General features: G+C 38.8%; 14 protein-coding genes. 12 read left to right on the top strand and 2 right to left on the bottom strand.

Annotated elements, in window-relative coordinates; all coding sequences use genetic code 11:
* Positions 1-7: 7 nt before the first annotated feature.
* The 11 genes from ACZ5C4_RS18370 to ACZ5C4_RS18320 all read left to right on the top strand — a co-directional run bounded on the left by ACZ5C4_RS18370 (position 8) and on the right by ACZ5C4_RS18320 (position 12,939).
* Positions 8-955 carry an ABC transporter permease gene (locus tag ACZ5C4_RS18370; protein WP_464522270.1) on the top strand — a complete coding sequence of 316 codons (948 nt, stop codon included), beginning with the start codon at positions 8-10 and terminating at the stop codon, positions 953-955.
* A 126-nt stretch (positions 956-1,081) separates the two neighbouring features.
* On the top strand, positions 1,082-1,876 hold the full coding sequence (locus ACZ5C4_RS18365) for an aldolase/citrate lyase family protein (RefSeq protein WP_464522269.1): 795 nt from the start codon (positions 1,082-1,084) through the stop codon (positions 1,874-1,876).
* Positions 1,877-1,968: 92 nt separating this feature from the next.
* Positions 1,969-2,937: an NAD(P)-dependent oxidoreductase gene (locus tag ACZ5C4_RS18360; RefSeq protein WP_464522268.1), complete on the top strand. Its 969-nt coding sequence runs from the start codon at positions 1,969-1,971 to the stop codon at positions 2,935-2,937.
* Positions 2,938-2,946: 9 nt separating this feature from the next.
* Complete coding sequence (locus ACZ5C4_RS18355) at positions 2,947-3,912, top strand: D-2-hydroxyacid dehydrogenase (RefSeq protein WP_464522267.1); 966 nt, start codon at positions 2,947-2,949, stop codon at positions 3,910-3,912.
* A 16-nt stretch (positions 3,913-3,928) separates the two neighbouring features.
* Positions 3,929-5,440: a xylulokinase gene (locus tag ACZ5C4_RS18350; RefSeq protein WP_464522266.1), complete on the top strand. Its 1,512-nt coding sequence runs from the start codon at positions 3,929-3,931 to the stop codon at positions 5,438-5,440.
* Positions 5,441-5,510: 70 nt separating this feature from the next.
* The gene (locus tag ACZ5C4_RS18345) at positions 5,511-6,191 is read left to right on the top strand and encodes a hypothetical protein (protein ID WP_464522265.1); all 681 of its coding nucleotides are present in this window, start codon (positions 5,511-5,513) and stop codon (positions 6,189-6,191) included.
* A gap of 40 nt (positions 6,192-6,231) precedes the next feature.
* Entirely contained in the window at positions 6,232-6,564 is a 333-nt protein-coding gene (locus ACZ5C4_RS18340; protein WP_464522264.1) for a cupin domain-containing protein, read from the top strand.
* A 19-nt stretch (positions 6,565-6,583) separates the two neighbouring features.
* Positions 6,584-7,921, top strand: a complete 1,338-nt coding sequence (locus ACZ5C4_RS18335) for a hypothetical protein (protein WP_464522263.1) — start codon at positions 6,584-6,586, stop codon at positions 7,919-7,921.
* Positions 7,922-8,164: 243 nt separating this feature from the next.
* Positions 8,165-9,535 carry a GntP family permease gene (locus tag ACZ5C4_RS18330; RefSeq protein ID WP_464522262.1) on the top strand — a complete coding sequence of 457 codons (1,371 nt, stop codon included), beginning with the start codon at positions 8,165-8,167 and terminating at the stop codon, positions 9,533-9,535.
* Positions 9,536-9,852: 317 nt separating this feature from the next.
* Positions 9,853-11,484 carry an amidohydrolase gene (locus ACZ5C4_RS18325; RefSeq protein ID WP_464522261.1) on the top strand — a complete coding sequence of 544 codons (1,632 nt, stop codon included), beginning with the start codon at positions 9,853-9,855 and terminating at the stop codon, positions 11,482-11,484.
* Positions 11,485-11,562: 78 nt separating this feature from the next.
* The gene (locus ACZ5C4_RS18320) at positions 11,563-12,939 is read left to right on the top strand and encodes a GntP family permease (RefSeq protein WP_464522260.1); all 1,377 of its coding nucleotides are present in this window, start codon (positions 11,563-11,565) and stop codon (positions 12,937-12,939) included.
* Positions 12,940-13,030: 91 nt separating this feature from the next.
* Here the strand turns inward: ACZ5C4_RS18320 and ACZ5C4_RS18315 are convergent, their stop codons facing one another.
* Positions 13,031-13,885 carry an AraC family transcriptional regulator gene (locus ACZ5C4_RS18315; protein ID WP_464522259.1) on the bottom strand — a complete coding sequence of 285 codons (855 nt, stop codon included), beginning with the start codon at positions 13,883-13,885 and terminating at the stop codon, positions 13,031-13,033.
* Positions 13,886-14,098: 213 nt separating this feature from the next.
* Between ACZ5C4_RS18315 and ACZ5C4_RS18310 the strand changes: the two genes are divergently transcribed.
* Positions 14,099-14,707 (top strand): sugar O-acetyltransferase, encoded by a 609-nt coding sequence (locus ACZ5C4_RS18310; protein ID WP_464522258.1) that lies wholly within the window; start codon positions 14,099-14,101, stop codon positions 14,705-14,707.
* Between the two features lie 96 nt (positions 14,708-14,803).
* Here the strand turns inward: ACZ5C4_RS18310 and ACZ5C4_RS18305 are convergent, their stop codons facing one another.
* Positions 14,804-15,607, bottom strand: a complete 804-nt coding sequence (locus tag ACZ5C4_RS18305) for a DeoR/GlpR family DNA-binding transcription regulator (RefSeq protein WP_464522257.1) — start codon at positions 15,605-15,607, stop codon at positions 14,804-14,806.
* Between the last annotated feature and the right edge of the window lie 283 nt (positions 15,608-15,890).

Here is a 15,890-nt window from a genome sequence, read left to right as displayed (position 1 = left end):
GCGCGAGATGAAAAAAGAAAATATAAGAAAATTTATTAGTGAATACAGTATTTTATTTGTTATGCTTTTAATGGTTATTATTATGACAATATTAAAACCGGATTCATTCATGACTAGAAATAATATTTTAAATGTCCTCAGGCAGATATCCATCACAGGTGTAATTGCCCTGGGAACTGCATTTCCTATTATAGCCAAGGGAATTGATGTATCAGGTGGTTCTGTTGTCGCACTTTCCGCTGTTATTACGGGATCTATGATCAGCTCTTCGGGATTTGGACTGCCTGTAGGAGTAGGGATTATGATAGGATTAACGGTTGGGTTACTTTGCGGGATATTTAGCGGTATTATGACTGCATATGGAAATGTACCTCCATTTATAACAACTTTGGCTGTACAACTGGCAGCAAGAGGACTTGCCCAATTATATACAAATGGAAAACCCGTCACTAATTTTCCTAAATCTTTTCTCTATTTGGGAGGAGGCTCGTTTATAGGCATTCCGATTCCGATTTTAATTTTTGCTTTGATGGCAGTAATCACATTTATTATCTTACACAAGACAAAATTTGGGAGTTATACATATGCAATTGGTGGAAACATTCAGGCAGCAGTAGTATCAGGAATTAAAGTAAAGGTTGTTACTACAATGATATATGGATATGCAGGTTTCATGTCTGCTTTAGGGGGGATTATTTTGGCGGCCCGTTCTACATCTGCGCTTCCTAGCTATGGATCCGGATACGAAATGGATGCGATTACTTGTGCGGTAATAGGTGGGGTTAGTATGAGTGGTGGAATTGGAAAAGTGCAAAAAATAGTAATAGGTATTATCATAGTAGGGATTTTATCTAATGGTATGACAATGCTTATGATAGATGCAAACTGGCAGACGGTGGTGAAGGGAATGGTTATTCTTCTGGCGGTTTTGTTTGATCAGAAAAAGATGACATAACAAGGAGAAGACAAGATAAGAAATGTTAAGTGCAAGATTAATAATCGACGATAAACCAGAATCAAGATATGATGTAACCAAGAAATATTTCTAAAAAAATGAAAATAGATAAAGGAGAAACATAACATGAAATTAAACAAATTAAGAAACATTTTGGAGTCAAATGGAACAACAGTAAATACGAGAATCTGGAGTACATGGCCTACTATTGTGGAAGCGGCAGCGTCTACGGGAAGTTTCGACTATTTTGAATTTCTGGCAGAATATGCTCCATTTACACTGAATGACTTAGAAAATTTTGCACGCACATGTGAATTATATGATGCAGGCTCTATGATTAAAGTGGATTTTCAAAATCGGTTTTATGTAGCGCAGAAAGCAGCGGCATGTGGATTCCAGGCAATTTTGTTCACAGATCATGAAACACCGGAACAGGTAAGAGAGACACTAGAAAAGATTACTCCGAAGACTCCGGAGGATGGCGGAAAATTTGGCTATCCAAATGGCCGTTGGATCCACTATCATCCAGAGTTGAAACAGATGGAATATGCGGCAATGAACAGAAGCCTTGTAAAGGCATTTATGATCGAAAAGAAAGAAGCAATGGATCATATCGAAGAAATTTGCTCGATTCCGGGTGTAGATATGGTACAGTTTGGACCGTCTGATTACTGTATGAGCCGTGGATGGAACTGTGCAGACCACAAGGAAGACATTAAGGCGGAGCATGAGAGAATGATTAAAGTTGCATTGGAACATGGTGTACAGCCGAGAGTGGAAATTGGCTCTCTGGAGGAAGCGGAGTATTATAGAGACTTGGGAGTAAAACATTTCTGCATCTTAGACCAGATGGATATTCTAATGGCAGCATGGAATGGAACATGTAAAGATGTGAAGAGAATGGCAGAAAAAATCCAATAAATTTTATCCCTTATCGGGTGCAACTCGTCGCTCGTAGGGAATGAGTTACGATATATCTTTTAGGGCATACGATTAAAAGGAGGATAATAAAAATGATGAAAATTTTAATTTCTGAATGGGTACCGGAAGCATGTTTGGCTCCTTATAAGGGAAGGTATGAATTTACATATCCGGATAAAGAAAAGGGCGCGTTTAGTTATGCGGAAGTCTACGATATGATAGAGGATTATGACGCTTACTTTATTTTAGATAATGAGGGGGATAAAAAGATAATAGACAAGGCTAAAAATTTGAAGGTAATTGCAAATTTCGGCGTAGGATACAACAATATTGATTGGCAGTATGCGACAGAAGTAGGGCTTCCGGTAGTAAATACTCCGACAACAGTGACAGAAGCGACGGCTGAGCACGCGGTTGCCCTGATCATATCTACTATGAGAGGTGTGGCAAGATATGACAGAGAAGTAAGGCAGGGTATCTGGAAATCTCCTAATTTTTCTGATATAGATTGTGAGGTATATGGAAGAACACTTGGCATTATGGGATTTGGACGTATCGGGAAAATGGTTTGCAAGAAGGCCCAGGGATTAGGAATGAATGTGATTTACTATGATAAGTTTCGTGCTCCTGAGGAAGTGGAAAAAGAATACGATGTCACATATATGAGCTTTGATGAAGTGATTGAAAATAGTGATTGCATTACATTACATATGCCGTATATTCCAGAAAATCATCATATTATAAATGCCGATACTTTCCGCAAGATGAAGAAAAGCGCATACCTCGTAAACGCGGCAAGAGGAGCAGTGGTAGATGAAAAAGCCCTGGCAGAGGCATTAAAAACTAGAGAAATCAAAGGGGCGGGGCTGGATGTCTTTGAAGATGAACCTAATGTAAGCCCAGAACTTTTAGAATTGGATAATGTTACATTAACGCCGCATATTGCAAGCTGTACATTAAAGGCTCGTATGGGGATGTGCGCAGAAGCATTAAGCGGTATTACGGGAGTACTGGAAGGAGAAAAACCATATAATGTTGTGAATCCGGAAGTACTGAAATAGGAGGAACAGATGAAAATTGTAGTTTTAGACGGCTATACGCTAAATCCCGGGGATTTAGACTGGACAGGACTTGAGGGTATGGGGGAAGTAACGGTTTATGACCGGACTTCTCTCACAGATATCCAGGAAATTATTGATAGAATCGGTGAAGCGGAAATCGTATTTACCAATAAAACACCGCTTTCACGAGAAGTTTTTGAAGTGTGCAAAAATATAAAATTTGTAGGGGTTCTCGCCACAGGATATAATGTTGTGGATGTAAATGCAGCACGGGAAAAGAATATACCGGTAACAAATATTCCTACATACGGGACAGATGCAGTAGGACAATTTGCGATTGCATTGCTTTTAGAAATCTGCCATCATATTGGACACCACGATCAAGTTGTGCACGAAGGAGCTTGGGAAAAGAATCCGGATTGGTGCTTTTGGGATTATCCGTTAATTGAGCTTGCAGGGAAAACAATGGGGATTATTGGATTTGGAAGGATAGGGCAGTCTGCGGGACGGATTGCAAAAGCAATGGGAATGAAAGTGCTTGCGTATGATGAATATTCAAATGAATCTGGAAAAGAAATCGCACAGTATGTTTCATTAGAAGAATTACTCGCAGAATCGGATGTTATCTCTGTACATTGTCCGCTGTTTCCGTCTACAGAAGGAATTATTTGCAAGGAAAATATTGAAAAAATGAAAGACGGAGTTATTATTTTAAACAATTCAAGAGGGCCGTTGGTTGTAGAACAAGATCTGGCAGACGCATTAAATTCAGGAAAAGTATATGCTGCCGGGGTGGATGTTGTATCGACAGAGCCAATTAAAGGAGATAATCCATTGCTTCGGGCAAAGAATTGTATTATCACACCTCATATTTCATGGGCGCCGAAGGAATCCAGACTTCGCCTTATGAATATAGCGATAGATAACTTAAAGGCATTTTTGAGTGGAAATCCAGTAAATGTAGTGAATCCGTAGAGGAGGGGAGAACGGCATGAAACGATTGATTGGGCTGGATATAGGCACAACAGCTTTAAAAATCGCTCTTTTTGATGAAAAAGGTACACTTTTGGCAGTTTCCACACAGGAATACGATCTGTTGACTCCTGCATTAAACTATGTAGAGGAAGAACCGGAAGTATATTGGCAGGCATTTAAAGCTGGATTGTTTGATTTAAAAAAGAAATATTCTTTTGATAAAGATACAGAACTAGCCATGGCAATGTCCGCGCAGGGGGAAACGTTGTTCTTTTTGGATAAAAAGGGAAAACCATTGCGCAACGCGATTGTCTGGATGGACAACAGAGCAACAAAAGAAGCAGAAAAATTAACAGAAAAATTTGGAAATGATGTTTGCTATAAAAAAACAGGGCAGGTAAGCTTTGAAGCATGCTGGCCCGCGTCAAAAGTTTTATGGGTAAGAGAACATGAACCAGAAGTATTTGATAAAACGGATAAAATCCTTTTGATTGAAGATTATTTTCTATACAGGCTGACTGGAAAATGTGCTACAGAACCTTCTCTTGTGTGCTCTACAACCTATTGGGACATTATCGAGAAAAGTTATTGGAAAGAAATGCTGGAGTTTCTGCAGATACGGGAAGAACAGCTTGCCCCAGTGGTGGAATCAGGAATGCCGGTCGGGAAAATACTTCCAGAAGTAGCGACTGAACTGCAGATTGGAGAGAATCTTACTGTCTGCACAGGGGCATTGGATCAGGCGGCAGGAGCAATTGGAGCAGGAAATATAAGAGAAGGAATGTTTTCTGAAACCATTGGTGCGGCCCTGGCTGTATGCGTTCCTGTAGAAAAACCGATATTTGATCCTCAGGCTAAAATGCCGCTGTTTTGTTTTCCAAAAGAAGGAATGTATATGATCCATACTTTTACAAATGGCGGAATGACACTGAGGTGGTTTCGCGATAAGTTTTGCGAGGCAGAAATGCTTCTTGAAAAGAGAGGGTGCGGAGACGCATATGATTTTATAAGCAAAGAAGCGGAAAAGGTACCGGCAGGCAGTGATGGCCTTGTAATGCTTCCTCATTTGTCAGGTTCACTGGCGCCAGATGTGAATTCTAAAGCGAAAGGAGTATGGTTTGGGTTTACACTACAACATACAAAAGCACATTTTATGAGAGCGATAATGGAAGCTTTGGGATATATACTAAGACGGAATATAGATGCGCTTTCTGATATGGGAATCACGGTAAAGGAAGTCAGATCCTTAGGTGGTGGTTCCAAGAGCAGTGTATGGAATCAGATCAAAGCAGACATTAACCAAGTGACACTAGAAACGGTAAAATCAAAAGAAGCAGCAGCTTTAGGAGCAGCGATTCTGGCAGGAAAGGCAACGGGAAGTTTTGAGAGTATAGACAGCGCTGTAGATAATATGGTGGAAGTAAAGGAGAGAATTCTTCCTTCAGAAGTAAATAAGGAAATCTATGAAAAGGGGTACCGAATGTATCGGAAACTTTTCGAAGATTTAACAGACTGCTTTGAAGAATAAAAAAGCAGAGTAAATTTTTTTAAATAAATTTTTAGTATACAATATACAAAATACATAAGGAGTGAAAAAGATGAGTATGATAGATAAGATCATTATTATGTTGACCCACAATGATAAAACAGTAAAAGACGCGATTGAGATCTTTGAGGAAAACAAAGACTTACCCATTCAATATTGGGGCTTTAAAGATGTAGGAATGGAACCAGAGAAGATGAAAGTTTTATGTAAAAAAATGAGAGATGCTGGTAAAATCTCTTTCCTTGAAGTTGTTTCTTATTCGGAGGAAGAGTGTATGAGAGGAGCTAAGCTGGCGGTAGAGTGTGGTTTTGATTATTTACTAGGAACACTTTACTATGACAGTGTGGCAAAATATATCAAAGAACAAGGCTTAAAATATTGCCCATTTGCAGGAAAAGTTTCTGAAAGTCCAAGTATTCTTGAGGGAACTTTGGAAGAAATGTTGAAACAAGAAGAAGAATTCGCTCAGAAAGGAGTTTTTGGAACAGATTTACTGGGGTATCGTTATGTAGACGGAGATCCGAATATACTGTCGGCAGAATATATTAAGCATGCAAAGCGTCCGGTAATTTTAGCAGGAAGTATTGGATCTGAGGAGAGAATAAAACTTGTAAAGGAAATGAACCCGTGGGCATTTACTATGGGAAGCGCTTTGTTTACAAAGAATTTTGTGAAAGACGGAACATTTAGAGAAAACCTGGAATACGTTGTGGATTTTTTAAAGAGATTATAGAAATCTAAGGCTTAAATTAAGCAGGAAAGGGAAGATAAATATGAAAGTCGTAAGAAAAAATGAAACGCGGATTTCGCTGGACGGGCCGGAAGTATGCAGGGAATATATACAGACGGGTAAAATTACGTTCGGCTCTTCTACATTACTTCCGGGACAGACCGGAGGGATCGATCCTGGTCATGCGAAGTCACATGAAGTATTTTATGTCAGCAGAGGTCAGGTAATTATGAGAAATCCTCAGTCACAGGAGCATTTTGAATTGGGGGAAGGAGATATTCTCTTAGTGGAAGAAGGAGAGCCCCATGAACTGACGAATATAGGAATGGAACCAGCAGTGATTACGTGGAGCTGCTCGCCAAGTGATAAAAAATAAAGACAGGAGGGAGATAAGGATGAGACAACCAAAAGTTGGCGTTGTAGGAGTGACATGTGAATATGAAAGCGGCGGACACAGGGCGGAAGAGTTAATACAGGGAGTTAAAAATGTATTGACGAAAAAAGGTGTAGATGTTGTGTGTGCTTCTAAAATAGCGTGGAACTCTGCTGACACAGTCGATATATGTAAAGAATTTAAACAGAAAGATTTAGATGCTTTAGTGATCGTTGAAGTAACATGGATTATGGATTCCATGCAGTATGTATTTATCAGTGAATTGAACCTGCCAACGATATTCTGGGCAGTGCCGTATACAGAAACATTTTCTATAGGGTGCGTGCAGCACTTCGGCGCCATTTTAAAAACGAATGGAATAGAATATGACTATGTATATGGACTACCAGAGCAGGAAGGACTTGCAGATAAAGTAAAAACGATAGCAGAAGCAGGGCAGATCATAAAAACAGTGAATGGTATGCGTCTTGCATTGGTAGGTCCAAGACAGACATGGCGTGTTGCCGGCCCCCAGGATATGTCTCTGGAAGAGTGGGAATTCTCAAGAAAATTTGGTGTGACACTGGTGCATGTGGAGATGAGTGAAATTATAGAGCTGGCGGATAAGATTACGGACGAACAGGCAGAGGCAACTCTGAAGTGTTTGGCAGAACGTACAGGAAAGGTGTTGGCAGACAAAGAGACCATGCTGTATATGGCAAAGGTATATCTGGCAACAAAGCAAACGATAGAAGCCTACTCATTAGATGCAATGGCAGCAGAGTGTTATCCTATGTTCAGCGGACTGATGAATCTTACTTCTTCATGGCTGGCGGATGAAGGATTTATTGTAGATACAGAGGGGGACATAGGGCATACAATGATTATGTATATGCTGAATCTGGCGGCAAAAGGAGGCGCATGCGCCCTGGGGGAAGTCGGAAGTATAGATGATGAGAAACAAATTCTCTCTCTTGCCCATGAGGGAAGTACAGCTCATTCGTTGGCAGAAGGTATTGAAAAAGTACAGATTTCTCCTAGCGGGGAGAAAGGAACTTTTGTGGGGCTTCCGTTAAAACCAATGGAAAAGGCAACAGTGGCAAGTATTGTCGGAAACAAAGGAAATTATAAGCTCCTTATTGAAAAAGCAGATGTAGTAAAAGCAGAGTATGAGGAATGGAAAGAAGGCGGTGAAAAACTTCTCGTAAAACTACATGTACCTGTAAAAGCAAGTGATACAGTTGATAAGATGATGAAAATAGGGATGGATCATCATCTGATTGTAAAAGAAGGAGATCTGACAGCAATCATGTCAGCTATATGTAAATATATGGGAATCGAAAAGGTTACGATATTCTAAAACATAAATGCTCTGAAAGCAAAATGTATGCTTTTGGAGCATTTGTCTATGTGAATTTATATATTATGTCAAAATGCATTAATGTTCATTGTGCAAAATAATTAAAAATAATGTTGAAAATTTCGTATATGTATGCATAATGACAACATAAGAAATGTAAGTGGCAAGATAAATAATTCCTTTCTAAATAGATTGCCGATATAATTTTAACTAAGAAATCATAGAAAGAACGAGGAGGAAAAAATGGTAACAGGAAATTGGCTTATTGTAATATTTGTCTTTTCTATTTTGTTTTTAATGGTTGCGATTATTAAATTCAAAATGAACGCGTTTGTCGCATTACTGCTTACTTCTGCACTTACAGCATTATTGATGGGAATGGATTTGCCTGAGATTACAGAAGGGATTTCAGCAGGATTTGCGGATACAGTAGGAGGAATTGGTATTGTAACCGGACTGGGCGTTATGCTGGGAATGTTTTTGTTTGAATCTGGAGGAATCCTGGCAATTGCAAATGCAATTATTAAAAAGTTTGGTGTCAAAAATTCACCTACAGCTTTGGCGGTTTCTGCATTTATAACAGGAATTCCTGTATTTGGCGATATTGTAGATATTCTTTTTGCACCTATGGTAAGAACGTTATCCTGGAAAACGAAAATTGCCCGTATGACTTTTGTGGCAGCAGTTGCAGTTTCTGGTTCTATAGCAGCATCAGCGATTATTCCGACACCACCGCCGCTGGCAGTATGTGAAATATTGGGGTTAAATGTAGGCGTCTTTTTTGTTTATGCTACGATTACAGGAGCAATAGGCATGATAACGGGCGGTATTCTTTGGGGACGTTTTCTGGATAGGCAAGAGAAGAAAGCAGGAACTGTAAGAGTATTAGAAGAAAGCGACAAAGAAGAAATAGCGGCAATGGAAGAACATACAGAGGATAATTCAATTGGATTTGGAAAAGCAATGTCCATGATTTTACTTCCCATTATTATTATTGTCTTCTGCAGCTTTGTGAGTGTTTTATTTGACGAAGGAACGATGGCAAGAAAGATTCTGGAATTTATTGGAGACAAAAATATAGCGATGCTGATAGGCGTGAGTTATGCAGCTATTATCTCCAAACCATATTTAACTAAGACGATAGAAACCGTTATGATAGAAGCGGCAGATCAGGTAGGCTTAGTATTATTGATAACAGGAGCAGGCGGCTCATTTGGTCATATTATTCAGACAACGGGAATAGGAGATTACCTGGCAGAGGTCTTTATAGGATTTAATATTCCGATTCTGCTTTTGTGTTTTGTTTTGTCGCAGCTAATACGATGCGCACAAGGTTCAACGGCTGTAGCTTTAATGACAACTGCATCTATTATGTCATCTAGTATTGCGGCCGGTACGGTGTCTCCTATACTGGCAGGGCTTGCTATTTGTGCGGGAGGTGTAGGCTTATCATTGCCAAATGATTCTGGATTCTGGTCTATAGGAAGATTCAATCGTATCACAGTGCCGGAAACATTTAAAGCCTGGACAATAGGAGGGTTCATAGGAGGAATTACAATGTTTGCAGGTACCTGTATTCTTTCCATATTCCAGGGCGTGCTTCCGGGACTATAAAGGTTCTTTGATAAGGTTAGAGTACAATATTTGAGGTACAGGGGAAATTTCCCTGTGCCTCATTTTGAGTTAAAGCCAGCCGAAAAGGTTCACTTTCTGAAGCTTTCAAAGTTACGCCGGTTAAAAGTATTAAAAGGATAATGCGGAGAAACCATACGAAAAATTGTGAAAAATATACAAATAATAAACGGTGGGGGGGGGTAAAAATGTACATAATAACAATATATGAAATGCGAAACGCAAGATAAATAATTTTCAGAGGTATTTACAGATAGTATAATTTTTATAACAAAAGGAAGGGACGGTGTACTCCAAATATGGAAAATGTGAAGGCGGACAGTGTATATAAAAACGGGAAAATTTACACAGTAGATGAGAAGATGTCCATACAGGAAGCAATCGCTGTAAAGGATGGAAAAATCATAGGAGTAGGAAAAAATGAAGAGATGGAGCCCTATATTTCGGATAGTACGAAGGTGATAGATTTACAAAATAAAACAGTACTTCCGGGGTTAATTGAAGGACATACCCATCTTATGAAGTTTGGAGAAGTTTTAATGCAAATCGACTGTTTTTGGAAACCCAAAGAAGAAATATTTATGCAAATTCGGGAAAAAGTAAAAACATTAGAACCGGGGGAATGGATCCAGAGTGATTTTGGATGGAATAATGAGGTATGGGAGGACAAGAGTTATCCTACAAAAGAAGAACTGGATTGGGTAGCACCAGACAATCCAGTTTCACTGGGCAGATGTGACGGACATATGCTGTGGGTAAATTCTAAGGCCCTAGAAGTTGCCGGCATTACGAAAGATACGCCGGAACCGCAGGGCGGCTCTATTTTGAAAAGGGAAGACGGCGAACTGTTAGGATGCGTGACAGACAACGCGTGCAAATTAATCGTTGATAAAATTCCTCCGCTGTCTGGAAAACAATTAGAAAAAGTATTGCTTCGAGCACAGGAGGAGTCGTTTAAACTGGGTTTTACATCTGTGATGGCGATGAATGTTGTTACAGATCATATAAATACAATGAAACATTTATATGAAAATGGAAAACTGAAGCTAAGAATTAGTGGAGCACTGGGGTCGCTTCCTGGAGAACAGGAAGATCCTCTTTGGGAGAAACAGTATTATCAGAATGGTCCAGAGATAGGGCTTTATGAAAACAGAATGAATATCAGGGCGGTAAAACTTTTCGCAGACGGGTCTTTTGGTTCACAGAGTGCGGCATTATTTGAGGAGTATTCTGATTGTCCGGGAAATTATGGGAAATTAAACCATACAGATGAAGAATTATACGATTTAGTAAAAAGAGCTTATAAACATGGTTTTCAAGTGATTACACACGCGATTGGAGATAAAGCAAACAGGCAGGTAATAAATACATACGAAAAGGTCTTAAAAGAAAAATGGGATCCAAATCATAGATTTAGAATCGAACATTTTCAACTTGTTACGGACGAGGATGTAGAAAAAATTAAAGAGTTGAAAATTCTTCCTAGTATGCAGGCAATTCATGCTCCACGGAGCGCTTCAATGGCAGAACGAAGAATTGGCAAAGAACGTGCCAGCAGATCCTATGCAAGCGGTATGCCTTGGAAAAAGGGGCTCATGGTGATCGGAGGCTCAGATTCGCCCTCATCTCCGGCGAATCCATACTGGGGAATATATGCCGCAGTAACGAGGAAAGATCAGGACGGAAATCCAGAAGGAGGCTGGTTCCCCGAAAATTGTATTTCCCGTGAAGCAGCGCTTCGGAGCTATACATCGTGGGCAGCATATGGGCAGTTTGAAGAAAAACTGAAAGGTACATTGGAACCAGATAAAATGGCAGACTTTATTGTGTTGGACAGAGATATTATGACGTGTCCTGCAGATGAAATAAGGAACGCTGCAGTACTTATTACGATAGTAAACGGAGAAGAAGTATACAGAAAAGAGAAATAAAAATTAACAGGGACATTGGCGCCATGTACTCTGTTGAAAATAAAGCTACATTAGGTCAAATGAATAAAGGAGGACATTATGGTTACGGGTCCATTGTTAATTGTGATTTTTATTTTTTCGCTGGCATTTTTGCTGGTAACGATTATTAAATTTAATTTAAATGCATTTGTTTCACTCATTTTAACGTCTTTCATCACAGCACTATTAATGAGAATGCCCTTGGATGAGGCAAGTGCGGCAGTTGCGCAGGGCTTTACAGATACAATTGGCGGGATTGGTATCGTCACAGGAATGGGGGTCATGCTTGGGATGCTCCTATTTGAATCAGGAGGAATTAACGCAATTGCAAATAAGATGATTGAAAAATTTGGTGAAAAGAACTCTCCGGCTGGATTGGGGGTAGCAGCTTTTGTTGCGGGAATTCCAGTTTTTGGTGATGTAGTGACAGTGCTTTTTTCCACGATGGTAAGGGCATTGTCCAGAAAGACAAATATCAGCAGGCTTTCTTTTGTAGCGTGCTATGGCGTAGCGGCGTCGATTACTGCGGCCTGTGTCATTCCGACTGCAGGACCATTGGCGGTTGCAGAAAATATGAAACTAAATATAGGAATTTTCTTTGTGTATTCTACCATTGCAAGTTTAGTAGGCTTTGTATTTGGCGGAATACTCTGGGGAAAATATTTAGATCGCATGGAAAAGAAAACAGGGTTTGTTCGTGAATTAGATGAAGTAGAATTAGAAGAACAAAAACTAATGGATACAGAAGAAAAAAAGGAAAAGACGATTTCTTTTGGTGCGGCAATGATGATCCTTTTAATTCCGATTCTTATGATTGTTGTAGGAAGCTTTGCTTCTATTATGCTGCCGGAGGAAAGCGCGGCAATTCCTTTATTGAGTTTTATTGGAAATAAAAATCTGGCAATGTTAGTTGGGGTATTATGTAGTATGCTGATCGCAAGACCATATATACCAAAAGGAAATATGAGTGGAATTATGGGAAAGGGACTTGACCAGGTTGGGATGATTTTACTGATAACAGGAGCAGGAGGCGCCTTCGGAAAAGTAATTCAGCTTACAGGAATTGGAGATTATATGGCAGAGGTATTTGGAAATCTACATATACCGGTCCTGCTGTTAGGCTTTGTTCTGTCTCAATTAATCAGGGTGGCGCAAGGTTCTACAACTGTCGCGGTTACTACGACATCTGCCATCTTGTATTCGACAGTTATAGCTTCAGGAATTTCTCCAGTTTTAGCGGCAATTGCTATCTGCGCGGGAGGAGTCGGGCTTTCGCTTCCTAATGATTCAGGTTTCTGGTCAATTAGCCGATTTAATAAAATCAGTATACCAGAAACATTCCGGTGCTGGACTGTAGGAGGGTTTATCGGTGGAGTAGGCGTTTTCTTGGGGGTTATTATACTTTCTCTATTTCAAGGAGTGCTCCCGGGGCTATAAGGCTATAAGAGCATAGTATTTCTATAGTTAAGAATATAAAAGAAGGCTTTGATTCACGATTTTTGAATCAAAGCCTTCTGTATATAAAGTTTTAATTTTTTGATAATTGACATTGCTTTCGATATTCCATAGGGCTGATACCCATATATTTAGAAAAGGTTTTATAAAAGTAACTATAGTTATTAAAGCCTACACTTTCAGCTACTTTATTAATCGAAAGTGTTCCATTTAAATAATGAGCAGCTTTTTCAATTCGTTTTTCTACGATATAATTTGTAAGAGTGTTATTCGTGATTTTTTTAAAAATCCGACAAATATAGTATTCGCTGTAATTTACTTCCTGTGCAATAATTTCTAGAGACAGGTTCTCGTTGAGGTGAGAACTGATATAGTTGATAATGTCTGCTACCATTGCCACATGGCGGGAATCTGTGTTGTCAAAGTGAATACCGTCGTAACAATCGCTATATAAATACGAAGCAAGCTGATGGAGCAGTGCCTTCTCATAAATATCTTGGCCGTGAGCCGGTTTATGTTGTTCAAATTGGTAAAGTAGGTTTAAATATTTATTGAAGCATTTGCCTTCTACATGAAAAATAGGATAGTGTCTATTTTCCTGCGAAAAAATATCCAGAAGATTAGACTGCGAGGTATTGAAAGAAAGTAGAAGGTTAGGGTCTATAGAAATACTGAAACGTTCATAATGCGTATTTTTGTTGTAAACGAGAGTATGAGGATCAAACATATTGATTAATACGATGTCACCTCGTTTTACAAGATATTCATTTCCGTTTATTTTAAAAATTCCGGCATTCCCTAGATATACTACAATTTCATAGAAATCATGGTAATGGACGTTGGAAGGCAGTTCATTTTTAGGTGTCCGGAATAAACAGTTATAATCTCCTTTATAGAGGGTAGAGTGGGACAAAAATTTTGTTTCCATAGAATTATTTCCTCCTTTGTATTAAGTTTATATTCTGGATAATGTCATGTCAATAAAATGACAAGATAAGAAATATATTAGACAATATAATATATCGTAGAAAAGAACGTAATAATTTATGATATATTATGAAAAGATTTTTAAAAATAGCAATAAGAGAGTTATATGGCAGCAGACATAAAGCGTAGTACAATTTGAAAGAAAGGTGAGAGAATGAATCTACAAGAACAAAAAGAGAGGATTTTGTCTGGAAAGATGTATAACGATCAGACAGAAGAACTAGTAAATGCAAGAAAAGAAACCGTATTTTTGACGAATCAGTACAATCAGTCTTATGGGGAGGCGCCAGAGGTCAGGGAGGCGATTTTAAAAAAACTGCTTGGTTCCATGGGGAAAAATCCATTTTTTGAGCCGAACTTCAGATGTGAGTTTGGGTTTCATATTCATCTGGGGGATAATTTTTATGCAAATTTTGACTGTGTTATGCTAGACGGAGGAGGTATCTATATTGGAGATGATGTTTTATTTGGGCCACGAGTCGGAATTTATACTTGCCGGCATGCCTACTGGCACGAAGAACGAGCAAAGGGTGCATGTTTTGGAAAACCGGTTAAAATTGGAAACAAAGTATGGATTGGGGCAGGAGTGCATATTGACCAGGGCGTAACAATCGGGGACAATACGATTATTGGAGCAGGAAGTGTGATTACAAGAGATGTTCCTGCTAATGTGGTGGCGGCAGGAGTGCCATGCAAGGTTATCCGTACTATTACAGAAGCGGAAAAAACAGACTATATGCAGATTTTAGAGACAGAGTATTAAAAGAAACATAAAAAAATGACAGCCTTTCCCAAAAGAGAACTAGGGAAAGGCTGTTAAACAATATAGAACAATAATACTTGGTATAATCTGCCTTTGTTAAGAATCTGCAATCACAACTTCTACCCCTGCCTTTTTTATTTTCTCCAGTTCTTTCATATCACTGTCGGCGTCTGTTACCAGGCAGGAAACATCGGATAAATTTCCAAAAAAGAAGCTGTGCTGGATCCCTACTTTTCTATGATCGGCTACAATGATGACGGGACCGTCACAGTGCTGGATCATGGCCTGGTTTATAGCGGGATCTTGAACTGCCATTGAAGTAAGCCCGCCTTTTGCACTGATGCCACTCACACCGAGGATGCATTTCGTAGAAGATATTTTTTGAATTGCTTCAATAGCGAGACTGCCTGCCGTATACATTTTTGCATTTCCCATTTTTGTATTTCCGATCACTTCACCTCCTATCAGTACAAGTTCTGTACTGGAATCCCTGTCTGTAAACAGACTTCTTCCATTATTTGTAATGATTGTCACGGATTTATTTTTGATATATGGGATAACTCTAAGTACAGTAGAACTGCTATTGAAAAAGACAGTGTCGCCGTCCTCAATCAGAGTCGCGGCATATTGGGCAATTTTGTCTTTTTCTTCAGAGCAGGCAGAGGCCCCTTTTTCGTCGTCAAATTTAGGATGACTTCTGTTTATATCCAATATACATACATTGTTCTTACAGCGGATGGCTTCTCCGTAATTGGCGAGTAGATGAATATCTCTGCGGATTGTTGTATCAGAAACATGAAAAATATCTGCGAGTTCCGATACGTTTATGTAATTGTTTTTACGTAAATAATGAATGATTTTATTTTGGCGTGAAATGATTTCATTTTTGCTGGTTTTCATATTTTTACCCCTTTTATATGCAAAAATTATAGTTGTTTATGAATATGCTAATATAAAACAGGAGTTTTGTAAATAAAATATGCATGATAAAAGTGGAGAAAATGAAAAAGTGTCAGAATAAACAAATATAGAAATGGAAAATGTACAAAATAAACAATTTTTTCATAAATGGATATTTATATAAAATTATTTGGCGTTTATAACAAATTAAATGAAAAAATTATATTAAAAATGCGAATATTATTTTCATAAAAACGAATATATAATAACTTTAAACCAAAAA

The sequence above is a fragment of the Mediterraneibacter flintii genome, assembly GCF_055387595.1.
Note: the sequence above shows the minus strand (reverse complement) of the source record. Positions and strands in the feature narration are given on the sequence as shown.